This window comes from Nitrosophilus labii (genome assembly GCF_014466985.1).
GTDB classification, from domain to species: Bacteria; Campylobacterota; Campylobacteria; order Campylobacterales; family Nitratiruptoraceae; genus Nitrosophilus_A; species Nitrosophilus_A labii.
In genome coordinates this window covers 1815274-1834914 of record NZ_AP022826.1, presented here as the reverse complement: position 1 = coordinate 1834914, position 19641 = coordinate 1815274, and the positions used below count along the sequence as shown (strand labels likewise).

Annotated in this window: 12 protein-coding genes; 11 read left to right on the top strand and 1 reads right to left on the bottom strand. The window is 32.4% G+C overall.

Going from position 1 to position 19641, the window contains the following annotated elements; all coding sequences use genetic code 11:
• Positions 1-25: 25 nt before the first annotated feature.
• Positions 26-349 (bottom strand): hypothetical protein, encoded by a 324-nt coding sequence (locus tag NIL_RS09220; RefSeq protein WP_187647480.1) that lies wholly within the window; start codon positions 347-349, stop codon positions 26-28.
• Between the two features lie 335 nt (positions 350-684).
• Between NIL_RS09220 and NIL_RS09215 the strand changes: the two genes are divergently transcribed.
• The 11 genes from NIL_RS09215 to NIL_RS09165 are packed head-to-tail and all read left to right on the top strand — an operon-like array spanning position 685 to position 19474.
• Entirely contained in the window at positions 685-2118 is a 1434-nt protein-coding gene (locus tag NIL_RS09215; RefSeq protein WP_187647479.1) for a mannose-1-phosphate guanylyltransferase/mannose-6-phosphate isomerase, read from the top strand.
• A complete protein-coding gene (locus NIL_RS09210) occupies positions 2048-3865 on the top strand; it encodes an AAA family ATPase (RefSeq protein ID WP_187647478.1) in 1818 nt (605 codons plus the stop codon). The genes NIL_RS09215 and NIL_RS09210 overlap by 71 nt, the downstream gene beginning before the upstream one ends.
• An 8-nt stretch (positions 3866-3873) precedes the next feature.
• The gene (locus tag NIL_RS09205; protein WP_187647477.1) at positions 3874-6876 is read left to right on the top strand and encodes a protein kinase domain-containing protein; all 3003 of its coding nucleotides are present in this window, start codon (positions 3874-3876) and stop codon (positions 6874-6876) included.
• A 9-nt stretch (positions 6877-6885) separates the two neighbouring features.
• Complete coding sequence (locus tag NIL_RS09200) at positions 6886-7647, top strand: PP2C family protein-serine/threonine phosphatase (protein ID WP_187647476.1); 762 nt, start codon at positions 6886-6888, stop codon at positions 7645-7647.
• The gene (locus tag NIL_RS09195) at positions 7638-8948 is read left to right on the top strand and encodes a nucleotide sugar dehydrogenase (protein WP_187647475.1); all 1311 of its coding nucleotides are present in this window, start codon (positions 7638-7640) and stop codon (positions 8946-8948) included. Before NIL_RS09200 ends, NIL_RS09195 begins: the two co-directional genes overlap by 10 nt.
• Before the next feature lie 2 nt (positions 8949-8950).
• Positions 8951-10522, top strand: coding sequence for a glycosyltransferase (locus NIL_RS09190; RefSeq protein ID WP_246434488.1), 1572 nt, complete (start codon positions 8951-8953; stop codon positions 10520-10522).
• Positions 10519-11613 carry an HlyD family secretion protein gene (locus NIL_RS09185; RefSeq protein WP_187647474.1) on the top strand — a complete coding sequence of 365 codons (1095 nt, stop codon included), beginning with the start codon at positions 10519-10521 and terminating at the stop codon, positions 11611-11613. The genes NIL_RS09190 and NIL_RS09185 overlap by 4 nt, the downstream gene beginning before the upstream one ends.
• 9 nt (positions 11614-11622) lie before the next feature.
• Entirely contained in the window at positions 11623-14274 is a 2652-nt protein-coding gene (locus NIL_RS09180; protein ID WP_187647473.1) for a right-handed parallel beta-helix repeat-containing protein, read from the top strand.
• Positions 14264-16504, top strand: coding sequence for a hypothetical protein (locus NIL_RS09175; protein ID WP_187647472.1), 2241 nt, complete (start codon positions 14264-14266; stop codon positions 16502-16504). Before NIL_RS09180 ends, NIL_RS09175 begins: the two co-directional genes overlap by 11 nt.
• Complete coding sequence (locus NIL_RS09170) at positions 16440-18755, top strand: SEL1-like repeat protein (protein ID WP_187647471.1); 2316 nt, start codon at positions 16440-16442, stop codon at positions 18753-18755. Before NIL_RS09175 ends, NIL_RS09170 begins: the two co-directional genes overlap by 65 nt.
• Positions 18743-19474 carry a polysaccharide lyase family 7 protein gene (locus NIL_RS09165; protein ID WP_187647470.1) on the top strand — a complete coding sequence of 244 codons (732 nt, stop codon included), beginning with the start codon at positions 18743-18745 and terminating at the stop codon, positions 19472-19474. Before NIL_RS09170 ends, NIL_RS09165 begins: the two co-directional genes overlap by 13 nt.
• The last annotated feature ends 167 nt before the right edge of the window (positions 19475-19641 follow it).

Here is a 19641-nt window from a genome sequence, read left to right as displayed (position 1 = left end):
CTGGGGACTAGATTTGCTTCAAAAATCAATCTTCAAGATAATAAATAAACCTTGTATATATTTTGTCTTTTTTTAGATGGGATTTAACCTTTATCTTTTTGGGTATAAAAAAGAGCCTTTTTATATCTTTACTAATCTCTTTTTCAACTTCTTTTTGCATTTTTTTAAACTTTCTCATACTTTTGTTTAAAGGATGTATCGGTTCTGCTATCTTTTTTTGAGGAACTAGTAGATCAAGTTCGTAGCTTTTGTTAGTATTAAGCGTTGGAGTATTACAAGATCTGTTTTTTTTAGTGCAAGGATTTGTTATTATGACATTATCTTTTGATAGGAACTCTTTTTTTTTCAACGCTTCTTCTAGAAGGTTTGAAGTCGATGAAAAAAGAGATAAAGAAATAAGGTTTATTATTAAAAGCGGAAAAAACAAAAGAATTTTTAAAAAGTCTTTGTTAATTGACATCGAACATGCTTTTTAGATTTATTTTATCAAAAAAGTTCAATGACTATAGTAAGATTAGCGCAAAAATATTATCTCTTATTTATTAATGAGTTTAATTTAATTTTTTTTCTTGCTATTTAGTTATATAATTATAGAGTTAAGGCTAGTATTGTAATTTTAAACTAAAAATAGATTAACATAATCATATTAAAACTAAATCATATTAAAGATTAAAAGGGCATACAATGACGAATATTATCTTATGTGGAGGTAGTGGAACAAGACTTTGGCCAATTAGTAGAGAAAATATGCCTAAACAGTTTTTAAAAATGTTTGAAAACAGATCGCTTTATCAATTAACCCTTTTACGTAATAGACCCTTTAGCGATAAGACGATTGTGGTTTCTAATGCGGCTCAATATTTTCTTGCTCAAGATCAAACACAAGAGTTACATCTAAATAGATGTCATCCGTATTTTGTAGTGGAAGCTATTGGACGTAACACTGCGGCTGCTATCGCTTTTGGTGCATTTTTAGCAGAAGAAGATATTTTATTTGTTACTCCAAGCGATCATTTAATAAAAGCCGATCATAATTATGCAAAGATGATTAAATATGGTCTTGAAGCAGCAAAAAAAGGCTCTTTGGTTACCTTTGGCATAATACCTATTAAGCCTGAGACCGGATATGGATACATACAAGTAAGCAAAGATGAGGCTACTGTTTTAGACGTTAAAAGTTTTAAAGAAAAACCTGATTTGCAAACCGCAAAAAATTATCTACAAGCCAATAGCGATCCAAAAAGTACATCGATGTTTTTATGGAACTCTGGTATGTTTATGTTTAAAGCCTCTCTTTATTTAGAAGAGTTACAACGACATGCTCCTGAAATTTATGAAAAGTCGAAAGCGGCTTTTGAAAATGTTCAAAAAGATGATTTTATTAGATTGAAAAGTGACAATATGATTGATATACCAGATATTAGTGTAGATTATGCGGTTATGGAAAAAAGCTCAAATATCAAAGTAGTAAAAAGTGTTATCGAATGGAACGATATTGGTAGTTTCGATAGTTTAGACGAAGTTTTTGAGAAGGATGAAGATCAAAATACTAAACAAAAAAATCTTATCTCTTATAACTCTCATAATAACTTTATATTTGGGCGTTACAAAACTATAGCTTTAAACGAGGTAAACGATTTGATAATAGTAGATACTCCTTCTGCTCTTTTGATAGGGAAAAAGGGTTCTTCTCAAAAGGTTCGTGAAATTGTAAAAAAATTAAAAGAAAAAAATCCAGAGTTAGTTCGTTACGGAAGGACAGTTTACAAGCCTTGGGGAAAATTTACCAATCTTCACGAAGATAAACGATTTAAAGTAAAAACGTTGGTGGTTAGACCAGGTAAGCGCCTCTCTTTACAAAAACATCTTCACAGGAGCGAACACTGGATTGTAGTTAAAGGGACAGCTTTGGTACAAATTGACGATAAGGAATTTTTGCTTAGAAGCAATGAATCAATATATATTCCTATAGGAGCAAAACATAGACTCTCTAATCCTGGGAAAGTAGCGCTTGAAATTGTTGAAGTTCAGGTAGGAGAGTATTTGGATGAAGATGATATCATTCGATATGCCGATGATTACGGCAGGATCGAAAAATCAAAGGTGGATAATGGTTAAAAAAGAAAATCTTCCAAATTGGGCAAAAGAACTTCTTGCTTTTACTTCAGTTCACCAACAATTTTTGATTGATGGAAATATATATGATTTTTATCCCTATTATGATGAAAAATACGGTTATACTACCCTGTCTTTACCAAACTATCTGGCTACTATTTTAAGTCAAGAAGGGTATGAGAATATTGTTATGTTTGAGCCTTTATTTGGTTTTTCACTTTTAAGCGGTGATAAAGAACAGTTACAAGTCTTAGGTATAGATTTTGACAATAAAGATATGATACAAACTAACTCTTTAGCCGAGGCTATCTGGAAAGTCGAAAATCTTCTGCAAGCAAACGATACAAATAGCGCTCTTATAGTTAACCATTGCTCTCGAATTAAAGAACTATATCCACAAGAAGAGATAGATAAGTTTTTATATACCTTTTTTCGATACTCTCTTAACGCTTATCCGATTAAAGTTGGAGACATATCAAGATTTAATCTTTTAATTTATATTTTAGACAAAAGTAAAGATTTTCCTTTATACTACAACAATAGCAAAATCAGAACCATTTCTATCCCAAAGCCCGATATCGAAACTAGAAAAAAGATTATCCAGTCGATTATAGTTACTTTTGAAGAGTATAAGACATTATTGCCAGAGAGACAAAATGAGCTTTTAGAACTTTTATCTCTTTATACAAACTCTTTTTATGGTAAAGATATTTTGCATAGCTTTATTCTTGCAAAACAAAAACGTTCTAAAATAAATAAGATTTTTGAAGCAATTCAAGAATATAAGATTGGCTCTTCAGAAATTTTATGGAGTAAAATAGGAAAAAAACAACTGATGAAATTGCAAGAAAAATTGAACAAAGAGATTTTTGGTCAAGAAAAAGCAATAGAAAAGATAGTTAAGGCCATTCAAAGTGCTTATTTCAATCTCAATCGATTAGAAAATCCAGAAAACATAGACAGACCTCGTCTTACACTTTTGTTTGCAGGACCATATGAACAGATACACAAAAAACTAGGACAAAGTTTGGCAAAAAATCTTTTTCAAACAGAATCTCTCTTTTTTCATTTTGATCTTTTAGAGTATATAAACAAAGATAAGGCTCTTGATAGATTACTGCTAACAGAATCAAAGCTTATAAGAATTATTCAAGAAAATCCCAACAGTATTGTGATGTTTGAAAATTTCGATGCTGCTCCTTCTGATATACTTGACTTTATTAATCAAATTGTTACAAAAGGAAAAGTGAATATCGATGAGCAAGAGATACTCTATTTTGGCGAAGCGGTTATTATATTAACGACAAATACATCTTTATTGTTCGATGATGAATCATTTTCTAATGATAACAAAAAAGACTATCATAATGAAGTATTTCGAATTTTAGAGCAAAAATTCCAAAAATCTCTTCTTGACAATCTTCAATTAATAATATTTGATTTGCTTAAGGAAGAGGATATAAAATGGTGGATCCAAAAAATGATCGATAAAACTATAGAGAATATAAAAAGTTTCCAAAAAATTACGATAATGATGAATGATATATCTAGAAAGAGAATTGAAGAGGAGTGTATTAAACATTGCAACTCTTTAGATATGATAAAGATCGAAAAATGTTTGCAAAATATCTTTATTAATCCTTTATCAGATCTATTCTTGCGATTGGATATAAAAGGTGGTCAAACTATATTAATAGAAAAGATAGAATTACAAGATAGCCGATGGCGATTAAGCGGTTATATGACGTAAGGAAGGGTATGGCGTATAAAATCTGTCCTGTTTGTAAAACAAAAAATGAGCCAAATTCTCTTTTGTGTAAAAATTGTTCAACCGACATCTCTTCCGTCTCTTTAACTGAAGATGAATTAGTTGAGATCCCTTTGGTATTGTTTGGAGACGGATTTACTATTACAATAATTAAACCTACTATTTTAGGAAGAGAAGGGATCGCGAAATCTTACTTTGTGGATAAAGCTATCTCAAGAAGACATGCAAAGATTTTTAAAAAAAATGATCAATGGTACATTCAAGATCTAGGAAGTACTAACGGGACTTATCTAAACGCTCAAAAGCTATCTCCCAACAAACATTTTCTTTTAAAACATAATGACGTTATTTCCTTATCGCAGAAAATCTTTTTGACGGTGCAGTATGGTTTAGAGAGTGATAAAACGATCAAAGAAAATTATATTTGCGATAAAACAGAAAAAGAGCCATCTATAGATGGGCAAACTGTTAATAAGACGATAGTTATGGCAAGAGCTGAGTCTCTAGTACATACTCCCCGGCAAATAGAGGGGTATGAGATCATAAAACATCTTTTTTTAGGGGGAGAGTCTGATACATATTTGGTACAAAAAGATGATACCCAGTATGTGCTTAAAATATATCGCAAAGATATCTTTCCAGATCTTGATTTAGTAAAAAATATCAAACAACTTACCGTAGAGCATCCTCAGCATCTGGTTAGACTTATAGATTTTGGAGAGACGCAAGGAAGTTTTTTTGAAATATATGAATATTGTAAACTAGGTAGTATTTCAGAACTTTTACACAATAAAGAGTATAAAGATCGTTTTGCTTCAAAAGAGATCTTCTATGATTTTCTAAAACAGGTAAACGAAGCTTTAAAAGTTTTGCACAGTCACAATATTTATCACCGAGATCTGAAACCATCCAATATTCTTCTTAGAGATTGGTTTGAAGTAGTACTTTGCGATTTTGGTATTGCTAAAAGTATTGAGGAGTCAACTGTTTTTACTAAAAATTTTAAAGGTACATATAAATACTCTGCTCCAGAAACTTTCTCAAACGAATATAACAAAAAGAGTGATTACTGGTCACTTGGAATGATCTTATATCTGTTATATTTTGGCAAAGAACCTTTTGAAGGAGTTGAATTTAATAGCTTGCTATCTAAGATAGCTGGACATGAGCCCATACCTATCGAAACAAGCGAACAAGATATTAAAGAGGTTCTTGAAGGACTTCTCCAAAAAGATAGCTCTAAGCGTTGGGGTGCAGAAGAGATAGATCGATTTTTAAATAAAAGAGAAAATTACCAGGTACAAAATAGTAAGCAAATAGGTTTGGAGAATTTCGATGAGACAAGCGCTAGAAACTGGCAAGAAGCAGGGTTTGATCTAGAAGAAGCAAAAGAGTGGAGAGATGCCGGTTTTCGGTTGCATGAAGCTCTTTTATTTAAAAAAGAGATAAATGTAAAACCTGAAGAAGCTAAAATCGCACAAAAAGAGGGTTTGGTTTTTGATGAAATTAAGCAGTTAAAGAGAGGTTTTTATACTCTTTTAGAGAATAAAAAAGTTCTAAATGGAGCCATTAAAAGTATAAGATACAGTCCTCAAGGGGATATGCTTGCTTGCGGCGGCAATGACTATACGATTAGATTATTAAGCGAGAAAGCTGATCAAGAGTTTGCTATTTTGGAATTGCATACAGATTGTGTTCAATCTGTTGCATTTAGCAAAGATGGTGAGATCTTAGCAAGTGCAAGCAAGGATAAAACAGTATCTCTTTGGGATGTGTCGTCAAAAAAGCATCTTGCAAGATTGGAAGGACATCAAAGTTATGTAACGTGCGTAGCTTTTAGTCCAGTTGAAAATATACTCGCTAGCGGTAGTTGGGACATGCAGATACGCCTATGGAACATAGAAACAAAACAGACATTTTACGTCTTAAAAGATAGCAAAAGCTATATTAATAGTATTGATTTTAATCACAACGGTACTTTGCTTGCCTGTGGAACAGAGGGTGGTAATGTTATAGTTTGGGAGCTTCGTACAAAAGAGGCAAAAGCTTTTTTTGATGAACATAAGGCTAGTGTACGGATGGTCACTTTTCATCCATTAAAAAACATTTTGGCTAGTGGTTCTGAAGATGGGAGTGTTATATTGTGGGATTATCAAAGTAAAGAGAAAATTACTCTTTTTCAGCATAATACAAGTATCAAATCTGTTGCTTTTAATCCAAGCGGTACGGTTGTTGCTGTTGCTGGTGAAGAGGGAGATATAACCATTTGGGATATAGAAAATAGGTCTAAAGTTACTGAACTTTCCGATAATTTTGATTATACAGAGTTTATGAAAACTGTTCCGATGCAAGATGGTGTTTTGGCTATTCAACAAGGCAAAACTATTGAGCTTTGGAATCTTTATGAGCAAAAAAAGATCAGCTCTATTACTTTGAATAGAGACGCTATGTTGTCGTTAGCTTATAATCCAAAAGGAGACCTTCTTGTTGCCGGAGGACTTAATGGCAAATTACAGGTTTGGTCATCTAATCTTTTTGATGTAATTCAAAAAATAAAAGAGGAGGGTTTTAGGGTTAAAGAGTTTTTAAGTTGGTTTACAAAAGGTTTTTCGTTGCAAGAAGCAAAAAGGTGGCATGAGTTAGGTTTTGAATCGCAAAAAGCTATTAGGTGGAAAAAAGAGGGTTTTTTGCCCAATGAAGCAAAAAAGTGGATTGAGTACGGGTTTGATGTTAGATCAGTTTTGGAGTGGAAAAATATAGGGTTCTTGCCAAATGTTGCCAAAAACTTAGTGGATGATGGTTTTAGTATTGATGAACTTTTAGCTTGGATAGACCAAGGATTTAGTTTGGAAGAGGCTAGAGAGTGGAAGAAGGCCGGTTTTGATATTGAAGAGGCTAAAGAGTGGAAAGCTGCAGATATTTCTGTTTCTAAAGCTAAACGTTATCGTAAATTTGGCTTTATTGTTGGTAAAATTTTGGCAAAACTCTTTTAAGGATAGAAAGTGTTATATGTTTCTTACTGCTGTGAATTAGGAAGTGTTCGTAGAAAAAACGAAGATTTGCTTTTAATCGATGATGAGATTGTCCAAAAATGTTCACAAAAAGAGATAAAAAATGATCACTTCTTGACTGTAGTAGCAGATGGATTAGGAGGACATAAAGCTGGAATGAAAGCAGCGCGAACAGTGTTAGAATGTTTAAAACAAAAAAAGCCTAGTAATAGGCAAATGATTGTTGCAACATTGATAGAGGCAAAGAGAGAACTAGAGGAGATAGCTGCCAAAGAGATTATTTCTCTAGCAACAGCTTTAGCAGGTATTGTTTGGAAAAAAAATGAAGCTTTGATATTTAATGTAGGAGATTGTCGAGTGTATAAAGTTTCTCCACAAAATATAGAAGTATTGACAAAAGATCATACATTAGTCAATGAACTACAGTCGATAGGATTAAAACATCAAAATAGCAATATTCTTACTTCGTCAATATCGGGAGGTATTGGTATAGAGGAGTTTGAAATTTTTTTTTCGTCAACAGCTATAGAAAAAGGTGAGAAATTGCTGATTTGTTCCGATGGATTTTGGAGAGAATTTGAAAACGAAATTCAAGAGATAGTTATGAGCTCAAATATTTTAAAAATATTTGAAAGAATCAAAAAAAGAAAAAAACTCTCTGACAATGTTAGTTTTATTGTTGTTGAACAGAAGTTATCTTTTGTTAAAAGAGTTTTAGATTTTTTAAAAAAGGGGAAAAATAGATGCGAATAAGTGTGATCGGTTTGGGATATGTAGGCAGTGTCTGTTCAGCTGCGTTTGCCAAAGAGGGACATACTGTTATTGGAGTTGATGTAGATAGCGTAAAGGTAGAACTTATCAACAAAGGAAAATCTCCTATTGTAGAAAAAGGGTTGGGAGAGCTTATAAAAGAGGGCGTAGAGGCAAACAGACTAAAAGCTACTACCGATTTACATTATGCTATCGCCAATAGTGATCTTACGATAATTGCCGTAGGAACACCGAGTCAAAAAAATGGCTCTTTGGATTTACGCTATATTCAAGATACCGCCGTAGCTATAGGAAAAGAGCTACAAAGCAAAAATAGTTATCATGTTGTCACTATGCGTAGTACTGTCTTGCCAAAAACCGGCAAAGATGTAGTTATCTCTTTAATTGAAAAGATTTCTGGAAAAAAACATGGCGTAGATTTTGGATATGCTTCTAATCCTGAATTTTTACGTGAAAGTTCGGCAATAGAGGATTTTTATCACCCTCCATTTACCGTTGTCGGTGCAGAAGACTTAAAAGTTTTTGAAATCTTCAAACAACTTTACTCTTTTTTAGACGCTCCTTTATTTGAAACCCAAATAGAAGTGGCTGAGATGATCAAATATGCTTCCAATAGTTGGCACGCGGCTAAAATAACATTTGCCAATGAAATAGGGATGATTTGCAAAGAATTAGAAATCGATTCCCATGAAGTTATGCGAATTTTTTGTGAAGACAGAAAACTAAATATCTCTTCATATTATCTCAAACCCGGATTTGCTTTTGGAGGCTCATGTTTACCGAAAGACTTAAGAGCGATCACATATAAAGCCAAGGAGTTAGATATAACTATCCCGATGATGGAACATATTATGCCAAGTAATGAGTGGCAGATAAAAAGAGTTTATCTCGATTTTATTCAACCTTTGCCCTCCAAAAAAGTCGCATTTTTGGGAATAAGCTTTAAAGCTGACACAGATGATTTGCGCGAATCTCCGCAATTAGCGCTTGCTGAGATGTTGATAGGAAAAGGGTATGAATTGAGCATTTATGATAAAAACGTTTTACTAGCAAAAAAAGAGGGAGCATTGAAAACGGTTTTGGAGAGTGATTTGCAACATATCAATATAAGACTTAATGAAAATTTAGAAGAAACAATAGAAAAAGCTGATATAATAATTTTAGGTAATAACTCTAAGGAGTTTCGAGATATACCCAATAGATATTTTCACAAATATATTGTTGATCTTATGAGAATTGTTGATAAAAAAAGTAAAGAAAACTATCAAGGAATCTGTTGGTAAGGGTGAGTATGTATCAAGAGAGCGTCAACAACAACTTTATCTTTTTTCTTTTTTATATCATAGTAGTTGTTCTTTATGCTCTTGCTTTACCAGGCGAACTTTTTGATCCTTATCAAAAGCAGCTTATTTTTATATTGGGAGTAGTTGGTGCATATCGCTATAGCTGGTTTTTTTTAAATAATATTCGAGCATATCGATATATAACATCAAAGTTTAGAAAAATGAGAAAAAAAGAGGAGGAGGCTGGAGAGGAGATCGATCCAGATCATCTTTTTGTTCTTATTACCACATACAAAATTGCAACTAGCATAACCGTAAAAGTTTATCGTGAAGCTATTAAAGACGCAATTGCTTCTGGATATAATACTACTATTATAGCTTCCCTTGTGGAGATTTCGGAAGAGCGTCTTGTAAGAAGGATTTTTTTAGAACTTGAACCTCCAGAGAGGATAAAGCTTGTTATTGTACGGATTAAAGGGACAGGGAAAAGAGATGCTTTGGCTGCCGGATACAGAGTTGTCGCTAATACGCCCCAAGTAAATTTAAATAGAAGTGTTGTAGCTGTAATAGATGGCGATTCTATTGTTACTCCAGGGACTTTTCGCAAATGTGCTAGACTATTTGGATTAGAGCCAAATCTGGGGGGACTTACTACAGATGAAGACTCTATACTTCTTACTCCCCCAAAAACAGTGTCGGAATATCTTTATCTTAACTGGTATCGACTTAGGATGGCACAACGCAATATCTCTATGTGCTCTGTTGCGCTAGCGGATAGGATCTTGACTTTGACTGGACGTATGTCTATGATTAGGGCAAATATCGTAGCAAAGGCTGCTTTTGTTAAAACAGTACAACTTGACTATGTGCATCATTGGCGGTTGGGAACTTTTGAGTTTTTAACCGGCGACGATAAATCGAGTCTATACTATGTTATGAAAGATGGTTGGCATCTTACATATGTACCTGATGTTATGGTACATACAATCGATGAATTAGTACATAAAAATTTTTTTATAGGTTCATTGCAATTAATGGTACGTTGGTTTGGAAATCAATATAGAACAAATCTCAAGCAGTTAAAAATCAAGAATATAAGAGAACGTATCGGAAATTTTCCATGGTATGCTATTGTTGATCAAAGGATTACCAAATGGATGACACCTTATGGCTTTTTTCTTGCACTTATAGGAGCAGTTCATTGGGGAATATATATACTTTTTGCCTATATATGGTGGATACTCTTTTCTCGTTTGATTATGATTTTTGTTTATAGAATAACAAGAAGAGACATACATCCAATGTGGCCGCTTTTGCTTTATTATCATCAGCTTATAGGTTCGCTAACGAAGATCTATATATGGGAGCATCTATATAAACAGTCTTGGACGAGACAAAAAACAAAACTAAAAAGTAAAGAGGCTTATATAGAGTGGTATTATCGAGTGAGTTCAAACGGAACTCTTGTTATCAAAATGCTGTTATTCTTGATCACTATAGCTTTTTTAGTTCAGATACTTAGTTTTGACGATATCTGGCTATATCTTCACTTCATAAAGGATGTGTTGACATGAACACCGAAAAAAAAGAGAAATTGGCAAAACAGATTATGCACGAGGCTGAGGTGACAAGGCAGTTTGCTCGTTATAGAATTCCGGCAAAAGTTGAAATAGACGGAAAAATCTATATAGTTGACAACTGGTCGTTAGGTGGACTTGCCATAAAAAATGCTCCAAAGGAGTTTTGTCAAAAGCCGTCTCGCAAAGGAAAAATGATTTTTAAGTACGACACCTTTGAAACTGTTATAGACAATCTCAATTTAGATTTTATCTGTACAGGTAAAAAGCCTGTGGGAGAACACTATCCTTTATTAGGAGCAAAATTTCATAATCTAGAGGATTATCAAATCTCAATTTTAAATCAAATTATCACAGCATATATTAACGGTGATATTATTACTAAAGAGGATATTCTTTATGCGGTTACAAGACAGATAACATATCCTAAAAAGGAGGAGAAGAAACTTAACAGAAAAAGAGCAGATAAAATACTGATTTTGATTTATACAGTTATCTTTATTTTACTCTCTTTTTTGGGCTATATAGCATACAACCGCACTTTTGTCGTGCAAACTACTAATGCTTTTGTAGATGGGAACATTACCGTTATACGTGCTCCTTTTCTTTCCTATATCCATTTTACGAGGGATTTGCAAAAAGGAGACAATATAGATATAAACGAAACTATTGCTATAGCTAGGTTTATTGACGGAGAGATGCAACCGATAGTTTCTCCTTTAAGTGGGACAGTTTTAAAAGTCAATGTTTTGGAAAATGAGTTTCGAAATACTGCAGAACCCATTATTACGGTTTTACACAAAGATACACTTCCATATATTGTAGCAAAAATGGAACATAAGTTTTTTAAAAAAGTTAAAGTTGGCTATATAGCAGATGTACGCACACAAGATGAACAAGTTTTTCAGGCAAGGATCATTAAAATAGAGCCAGCGCAGCCAGTTGATCTAGAAAAAGCGAAAATATTGGCAAATATCTATAATCGTCCTAGAGATTACGATACGCTCTATTTGGAGCCACTAAAACCTTTAGATATTTCATTGATTAATACGACGGTATTTGTAACAATAGATACCTTTTGGCAATAGGATAAAGCAATGAAAGCTTTTGTGTTGCTTGTAATATCTATAAAACTTTTTGCGGGGTATTGCTACTCAATTTTGACCAAAGTCGATAGCTCTACTCCAGTAAGTGAAAACTATTTTTATAACCCATATTCCAAGGAGCGTTGCAATCTTTTTATAAAACCTCCTCTTTTTCGTAAAGCAAATCTCGCATACGTGGGATGTTACAAAAAAGAGAAGGATGCGAAAAAGGTTTTAGAGACACTAAATTTTAATTTTAAAGATCCAAAGATTGTTTATCATAAAGTTAATGATGGGATTCCTTATGTTATATTTCCCCAAAACTCTTTTCTCTCTTTAACAAGAGCGAAAAAGTATCTTCAAAAAATCTATAGAAAATATACTCCACATAATGTTTTACGACAGTTCCCCCAACACCTTTATGGAGAAGGTATTGAACTATATGATCTTGATAAAGCCAACTTTATCCCTTCTATCAATCTTTACTCTTTTTATATGTTTAATAACCATAAAAATCGAAAAATTTTGGTTCTTTACGATGGTGTTTACAGCTTGGAGTACATCTATAAAAGACTCAATAATCCAAATTTGATAAAAAAAATAGATAATAAAACATACGAGATTAATATCTCTATTTTTGTATCATCTACGGCGAAACTAGTTATCAAAAACAAAACGGTTAGATTGCAAACTTTACCTAATCCTATTTTTATAGTTTATTATGGAGAGCTTTATCTTGCCAACAGTAGATTTGTAACTTGGGATACAAAAAGAGATCGCTATTGTCCAAGAGAAAATATACCAAAAGAGAAGATTCTCTATATCAACTATGAGAAACCTAGACCATACTTTTTAGGTCTTTCTGGCTCAAAAAGCTACTTTGTCAATAATATTTTCGATGGACTAGGTTTTCACAGTACATCTGCTACTTTCGGGATAGGTTTGCTTTCTCCCAAAAAAAATGACTTCATTCCATATTCTCAGGCTATGTATTACTTTTTAAGCCACATGAATGCACCTACGGGGGCTTATATTGGAAATGATATTCTTAATTCAACTATGGGTTTTTATACAAACGGAGCGAAAGATGCGGTCTATTTAGGTAATTTTACATACAATAATCAAATATACAATTTTGATCCCCATGATTACTCCATAAATTTGGTTATAGCTAAGAATATAGCAATGAATTCCGAAGTGGCGCATGGTTTTATAGTTTCAAGAGGAGTCGAGTACTCATATATGGTGGATAACATTGCGTTAAATAACCGCTCAAATGGGTTGATGGTGGATAGATTATCAAATAATAATATCATTTACAATAATCTAACCGTAGCTAATGGATTTATGGGTATATCTTCCCAAGAGAGCAAAAATATTTTGATAGCTAACAATACAGTTGTTGGTAACAATATCAACGGAGTAATGGTAAGAAATTCCTTAAGAGTAAGCATTCGCAACAACTCTATTCGCTACAACGGAAAAAACGGTATAGAGATAATAGAGAAAAATATCGATGATATTCCCGGAAGAGATATGCGTCGAGATCCCTACTTTAAAGCATCATCTGCTGTTATTTCAAATAATATTATCGAATCCAATTACAATACAAACATAATGATCAAAAATGGAGCGGCTGTTAAGATATATAAAAATAAAATCCCAAACTATTTTGGGATAGGAGGTGATCTTAACTTTTTTTATGATCGGATTATTCAAAATCGAGGCTCTTTTACTCTTTATGGGTTAGGGTTTCCATTTCATGCGCGCAGTAGCGATCTTTTAGAGTTAAATCCATACGCCTATAAAGTTGCTAAAAAGATATATAAAGATATAGCAAATGCTCCTAATGACTATTTTGGCACGCATCTAGCAGGTCTTTATATAAATCGGGAATCTAAAGAGTTAACCGAATATGAACTTCTTAGAGCCAGTTCAATTTTCTCAAAAGGTGCCTTAACCTTTTTGGGATTTTACTATCTAACGGAGAGTCGCAAGAAAGGGTTTGATGATAGAGAGAAAATTATTGAAGGGATAAGTTATATTATAGAAGATGCGATTTTAAGTGACAATGTTTTGGATTTTCATAGATTAGAGTATCTTCGATTTTTTATTCCAAATGGAGTTTATCTGATTGAAGAGGCTTTTTTATTAGCAAAAGCTCGAATGCAAAAAGGTCAACTTTTTGATCAGAAAAAGTATGAACACTGCTCAGTTTGTAAAAATAGTCTTTATAAAAAAAGAAAAGTTTTAGCCGCTTGGAAAGTTTTTCAGTATAAGTTCAAAATGGCTAAGGCATCAACATTTTTAGATTATTGTAAGAGTATCAGCAAACAATATACCATATTTACAACTCCTGTTAAAATCTACTTCAAAAAACATATCAAAGAGGTAAATGCAATAAAAGCAGGCTTTAACAGATATTATAGCAGAGTCTATAAACTTGCAAGAAAATATAAGCTTTGTAAAGACTATCTCAAAAATCAGCAAAGAGCACGTCAGCAAGGATTATCTTTTATACGCATGAAGAAAAAAGATATTTTAAAACAGGTTGAACCTGAAATCAAAAAATATCTTGAGGATATCAACCGCTATCGTTTTAGAAAGATTTCGTATGAAACAGTAGTCAAAAATCTTTTATTAGGGCACGATTATGAGAAATAAAATCTTTTTTTCTCTATTTTTTGTAACACTTCTTTATAGTAAAGATACTTGTTATTCTGTTCAGCTTCTAAGTAGCGTAAAACCTATTGCATATCAAAGCTCCTTTCCTAAAGAAGCGAAAGTTATGCATATAAATGGAATATATACTTTACGTTACGGATGTTTTGAAAGAGTTAAGGAGGCTAAGCCGGCTCTTAAACGCTTAAAACAGAAATTTCCTCAAGCCTATATCGTTTCTACATATAGATTTAGATTTCAAGATAGTGTTAAAGGTAATGGTACCTCTCTTAAAAAATTCAAAAAAAATTTATATTTGCAATCTGATAAAAAAAAGAGACATTTAAAAGAGTTTGAAGCTGTTGAAGAGGTTGAACCTAGTATACCTTTTAAAACCATTGTTGCTAAAGATAAATTAAAAACAATTACTACTTCAAAAAAAATCGCTCAAACAAGCTACAGCAAAACAAATTCATGTTTTACTATTGAACTTTTTGAGAGTAAAAAACCTATAAAAAAAACCAAACTTCCTTTAGGAGTAAAAGTTGTTAAGGAAAATGGGTTCTATATAGCTAGATATGGATGTTTTGAGTCAGCTACCAAAGCAAAATCTGAGTGGTTAAGATTTAAAAAAGATTTTCCAACGGCGATAATTATCCCTATAAAACAAGAAGTTGTTGAAGAAGAGGAGTTGGGGCCTATTCTTAAAAAAACAGAAAAAAAAATAGATCAAAACTTAACTATATCCCATCAGCAAAAAAACAAAAAAAGTGTGCTAAAACCATCTTTTTACAAAAAAGTATCTGTTAGTGAAGATATAGAGAGTAGGTGTTCAACTGATATAGAGGAGAATCTTGTTGCTTGTAGGGACAAGTGTATGGATGACAAAAAAAGCTTTCCGTGGGAAGATATAGATCTTGAAGCTGTAGAGAATTTTGTGGATACTTCATTACAGAAAACAGTTCCAAACATCGAGGTTCCAAAATCTCCCCAAAGACTATTTTTACAAACTGAACAAAATAAGATGCTGTTTAAATCCAAAGAAAAACTACTGTTTTATTCCACCGCAACACTAAATATTAATGAGGGACAAATTGATATAAACGGAAACAAAAGAGACAATCAATCATTTACGATTACTACTGGTTTAAAATACAAATACTATTTTTTTCCTAAGTGGTACTTTTTTACTGATGATAGAGGTTTATTATATATTTCCAAAGATAGAAAAGAAACAAAATTAGATGTCAAGGAACTGTTTATAAGCAGTGACGGGCTATTTGATAATCAATCTAACTTTTTAATAGGTAGAAAATATCTTAAAGACGATCGTAGTTGGTATTTTAAAACATATTTAGATACTGTAGGATTTTTCAACAAACATGATCTTTTGCTTTATGAGTTTTATGTAGGGACCCGTTTAACCGATAGTATTGTATTATATACTGGCGAGGATGAGACTTTAGCTAATCTAAAAAATACTAATTTTTTGTTTGGACATATAAGTTATGAGTATTATAAAGATAATACTATCGAGGGGTTTTATATTCAAGAAGACGGCAATCTCAAAAATGTGGATTGGATTGGCGTCAGAATGCAAGGAAAAGTAAAACGAACAAATTTAGATGAAATAGCGTATTGGTTAGATATAGCACATGCTGAAGGTGTATATAAAACAATAAACTATACTCCAGCTCCTATGCAGGAAGAGAGAACTGTTAAAGGGCTTGGATTTGAGATTGGAGGTAAATATACTTTTTATAGATATGATAGCGCAATTGCAGCCTCAATCGCTTATGGTTCCGGAGGAGATAATCTTTATAGACAGCCATCTTTTACCAATAATCGAACCAATTATCTTAGCAAAGATATCTCTTTTAGACATTACGGCTCTTTTTTCAATCCTGAATTGTCAAATATCTGGATAAGCTCTTTGTATTTGATGCATCACTTATGGGGAAATGATAATAAAACAGCCATTATTGCATATCATAATTTTATGCAAGACAAACCCTCTTCTTCCCAATACTTTGCTACTTTCTATACCTTTAATCCTAACGGGGAGAAGAAAAGCTTGGGTAATGAGATAGATTTTATTCTCCATTACGATATTATTGAAAATACATACTGGAGATTTGTTTTGGGATACTTTTTAGGAGGAGAGGCTTTTGATAGCGAAGCATCGAAAAAGGATGGTTTTAATGCTCAAATCTATTTTAAATATCTTTGGTAGCACGCTTATATTTATATTTTTGTTTGCAGGTTGTGCCAATAAAGATGTGGCTCGAAAAGCTTACAATAATGGCGATTTTGAAAAAGCCTATGTTATTTGGAAGCGATGGGCTGATTCTGGACATCTTGATGCCAATATTCATCTTGTAAATATTTTATATAAAACTGACAATATTAAAGATTATGACAAATTTATTGAACTTGCCAAACAAGCCTATTATCAAGGTAAAAAAAGAGCAGCCTTTTTGCTTGAAGATTTATATATAAAACAAGGTGATCTTCAAAAAGCTTTTTATTGGATGCAAAAGGGAGATTTTAATCTTTCTAGTCAGAAAGATTTTGATAATCATCTCTATCTTGTACGCTATTTTCTCAATTCTTTTGCAGATCAAAAAGAGTTTTTATATACTTTTGAAGATATAGCCCGTCATAACCACTTTGCAGCTTATTCATTAGCTCGATTTTATGATGATTCTTCAAACCCATTTTATGATCCTAAAAGGGCACTGTATTTTTATAAAAAAGCTTATGCTTCAGGGAATATTAAAGCAGGTTTGAAACTAGCTCGCTTGTATATATTTCAGTTTAACAAAGAGAAGAAGGGATTAGAAATATTAACTAATTTGGTCTCTTTAGGTAACGGGGAGGCTGCTTATGAGATTGGAAATATTTTGTATCAAAAAATGCAAAAGAAACTCAAAACTTATAATAATCCTTGCATTACAGCATCTTTTCAAAAGCCAGATCAGTTTTATCTTAAGAAAGTAACACTTTTAAAACTTCAGGATTTCTACTTTCAAAAAGGTATTGTTCCTTGGTATCAGAAGGCTTATAGATTGGGATACAATAAGGCTATGCTGCGGCTTATAAAATTTGATGTAGAGCAAAAGAGATTAGGAACGCCTAAAAGCTACTCACAAATGAGTTTGCAAGAAGCAGAAAAGTTTTTACTAAGTTTTAGTGATCAAAAACCAAAACTTATTTTGGCGCGTTTATATACTACATATCCTGAACTTGATAAAACTCAAAAAGCTGAATCTATTTATTTAGACTACATGGATCAAAATTTAACCGAAGCAGAATGGAGACTTTATCAGTTTTATAGCAAAATTGGCGCAAAAAATTATCGTGCTAAAGCTTATTTAAAAGATTTAATTAAAAGAGAGTTTAAACCCGCACTTGTCATAGAAGCGTATCAAAATCTACTAGAGGGCAAAAAGATAGAAAGTTCTCGTCGGCTTCTTATTGAGGAGGCTCAAAAAGGTGATCTTAATGCGATTAGCTATCTTTATACTTTATACTCAAAAGGTCTTATAGAAAATATTGATATGATTGGATTATTAAAAAAAGCATGTCAGAGCGATCCGTTAAGCAGTTCTTTAGATTTAAAATTTGCCGATTTTTTCTTGCGACAAAACAGACTTCTTCAAGGAGCTACTATCTTACATTTTTATGCTCAGCAAAACAATGATAAAGCGCAATACAAACTGTCTCAAATCTATAAAGAGTTATGTAAGATAGATTTACAGAGATATTGGTTATCAAAAGCTAAAGCTCAAAACAACAGAGCGGCGCAGATTGAGTACGCTTCATTAGTATTTGATGGCTTCATCGATGAAGATATTAAAGAGATAAAACAGATGTTGGATAGATATGCTCATGAAGGAGATATCGCAGCAGCAAATATTTTAGGCGATGCTTATGCAGAGGGAAAAGGGGTCGATTTTGATCCTAAAGCCGCGGTGTATTACTATACGTTGGCTATAAATGATGGCGATAGCGGTGGGTATATTAAGATTGCTAATCTTTATGAAAAAATTAATATAAATAATAAATATGATAATAATATTAAAAATATGTATTTTGAAGCGATATTAAGTAATGTCAAAGATGCCAAAGTGCAGTACGCCAATTTTCTTATTAAAAAGGGAGAGATAAAAAAAGCAAAGGAACTTCTTTTGAACGACTTAAACAATCCAAAAGCAAAAGTGCTTCTTTATAAAATTACCGGAAAAAATTATTATCTACATCAAGGCTCTTTAACAAACAATGGGAGACTTCTTTTGCAATATGCATCTTCTGTCGCTAAAAAATCAAGAAAAAAAGCTCTTTTATACGCTTTTAGAGCCCATCTTTGCAATACTCCATCAAGTGGGAAATTAACTTATGATTTGATGCGCCTTATAAATGACTCAAAAACTATCAAACAGATTTATGAAAAAGCAAAAGGCTATCCAAAATGCAAAAATTAAATTTTATTAAAAAATTGTTATTTTTAATTTTTTTTAGCTCTATTATTTTTGCTCATGATGCGCCCTATGCATTACAAAAATTTAGGCAAGTTTTGGATAACTCTAAACTACAAGCTCCTAAAAGTCCTTATAATCCTAGATATAGTGTAAAGTATGGAGAGTTTCGATATTTTTCAAATCGATATTTCTACCTTCAAGATGCAAAGTTTATGGTCTTTTTTATGTGCGGAAAAAAAAATCGTAGTGAATTGAGATTTAAAGATGAGTGGAGAGTGGAAACAAAATATCCTAAAATTATACGTGCTAAACTATATCTTTTTCCTTTAGATCAAAAAAAAGAGTTTACTTTCCTGCAAATTCATGCCAATTCAAATAGAACAGGAATTAATGGTAAAATTATAAATAAACCTCTTTTGCGACTTACATGGTGGAAAGAACAAAAGAGTAAACGAGACCATCTTTGGGCAGTGATACGTTTAAGTGGAGAGAAAAATGAGCAATTATATGAAAAAATAGACCTTGGGAAAAGACCAAAAGATTTTTTTACCGTTTCTATTGAAGTGCAAAATTCTCGTATGAGAATTTATTTAAACAAAAAATTAAAAATCGATAAAAATGTAAGTTATTGGAATGGATATTGGAACTATTTTAAAGCAGGAGTTTATCTTCAGGGGGATGGTTGCTCGAAAGTTCTATTTGAAAATTTGAGTGTACAATAAATTAGGATTTATGTCTAAACTAAAAAGTCGGACCTTCTGAATATATTGAGGAAAATTTTATCATTTTGGCTCGAAAATATTATGACAGCCAAAAAGCTAAAAAATTTTGATTGTTTACAGTATATCAATAAATTATCCAAGTGTAGTTAAAAGTAAAATTAAACTTG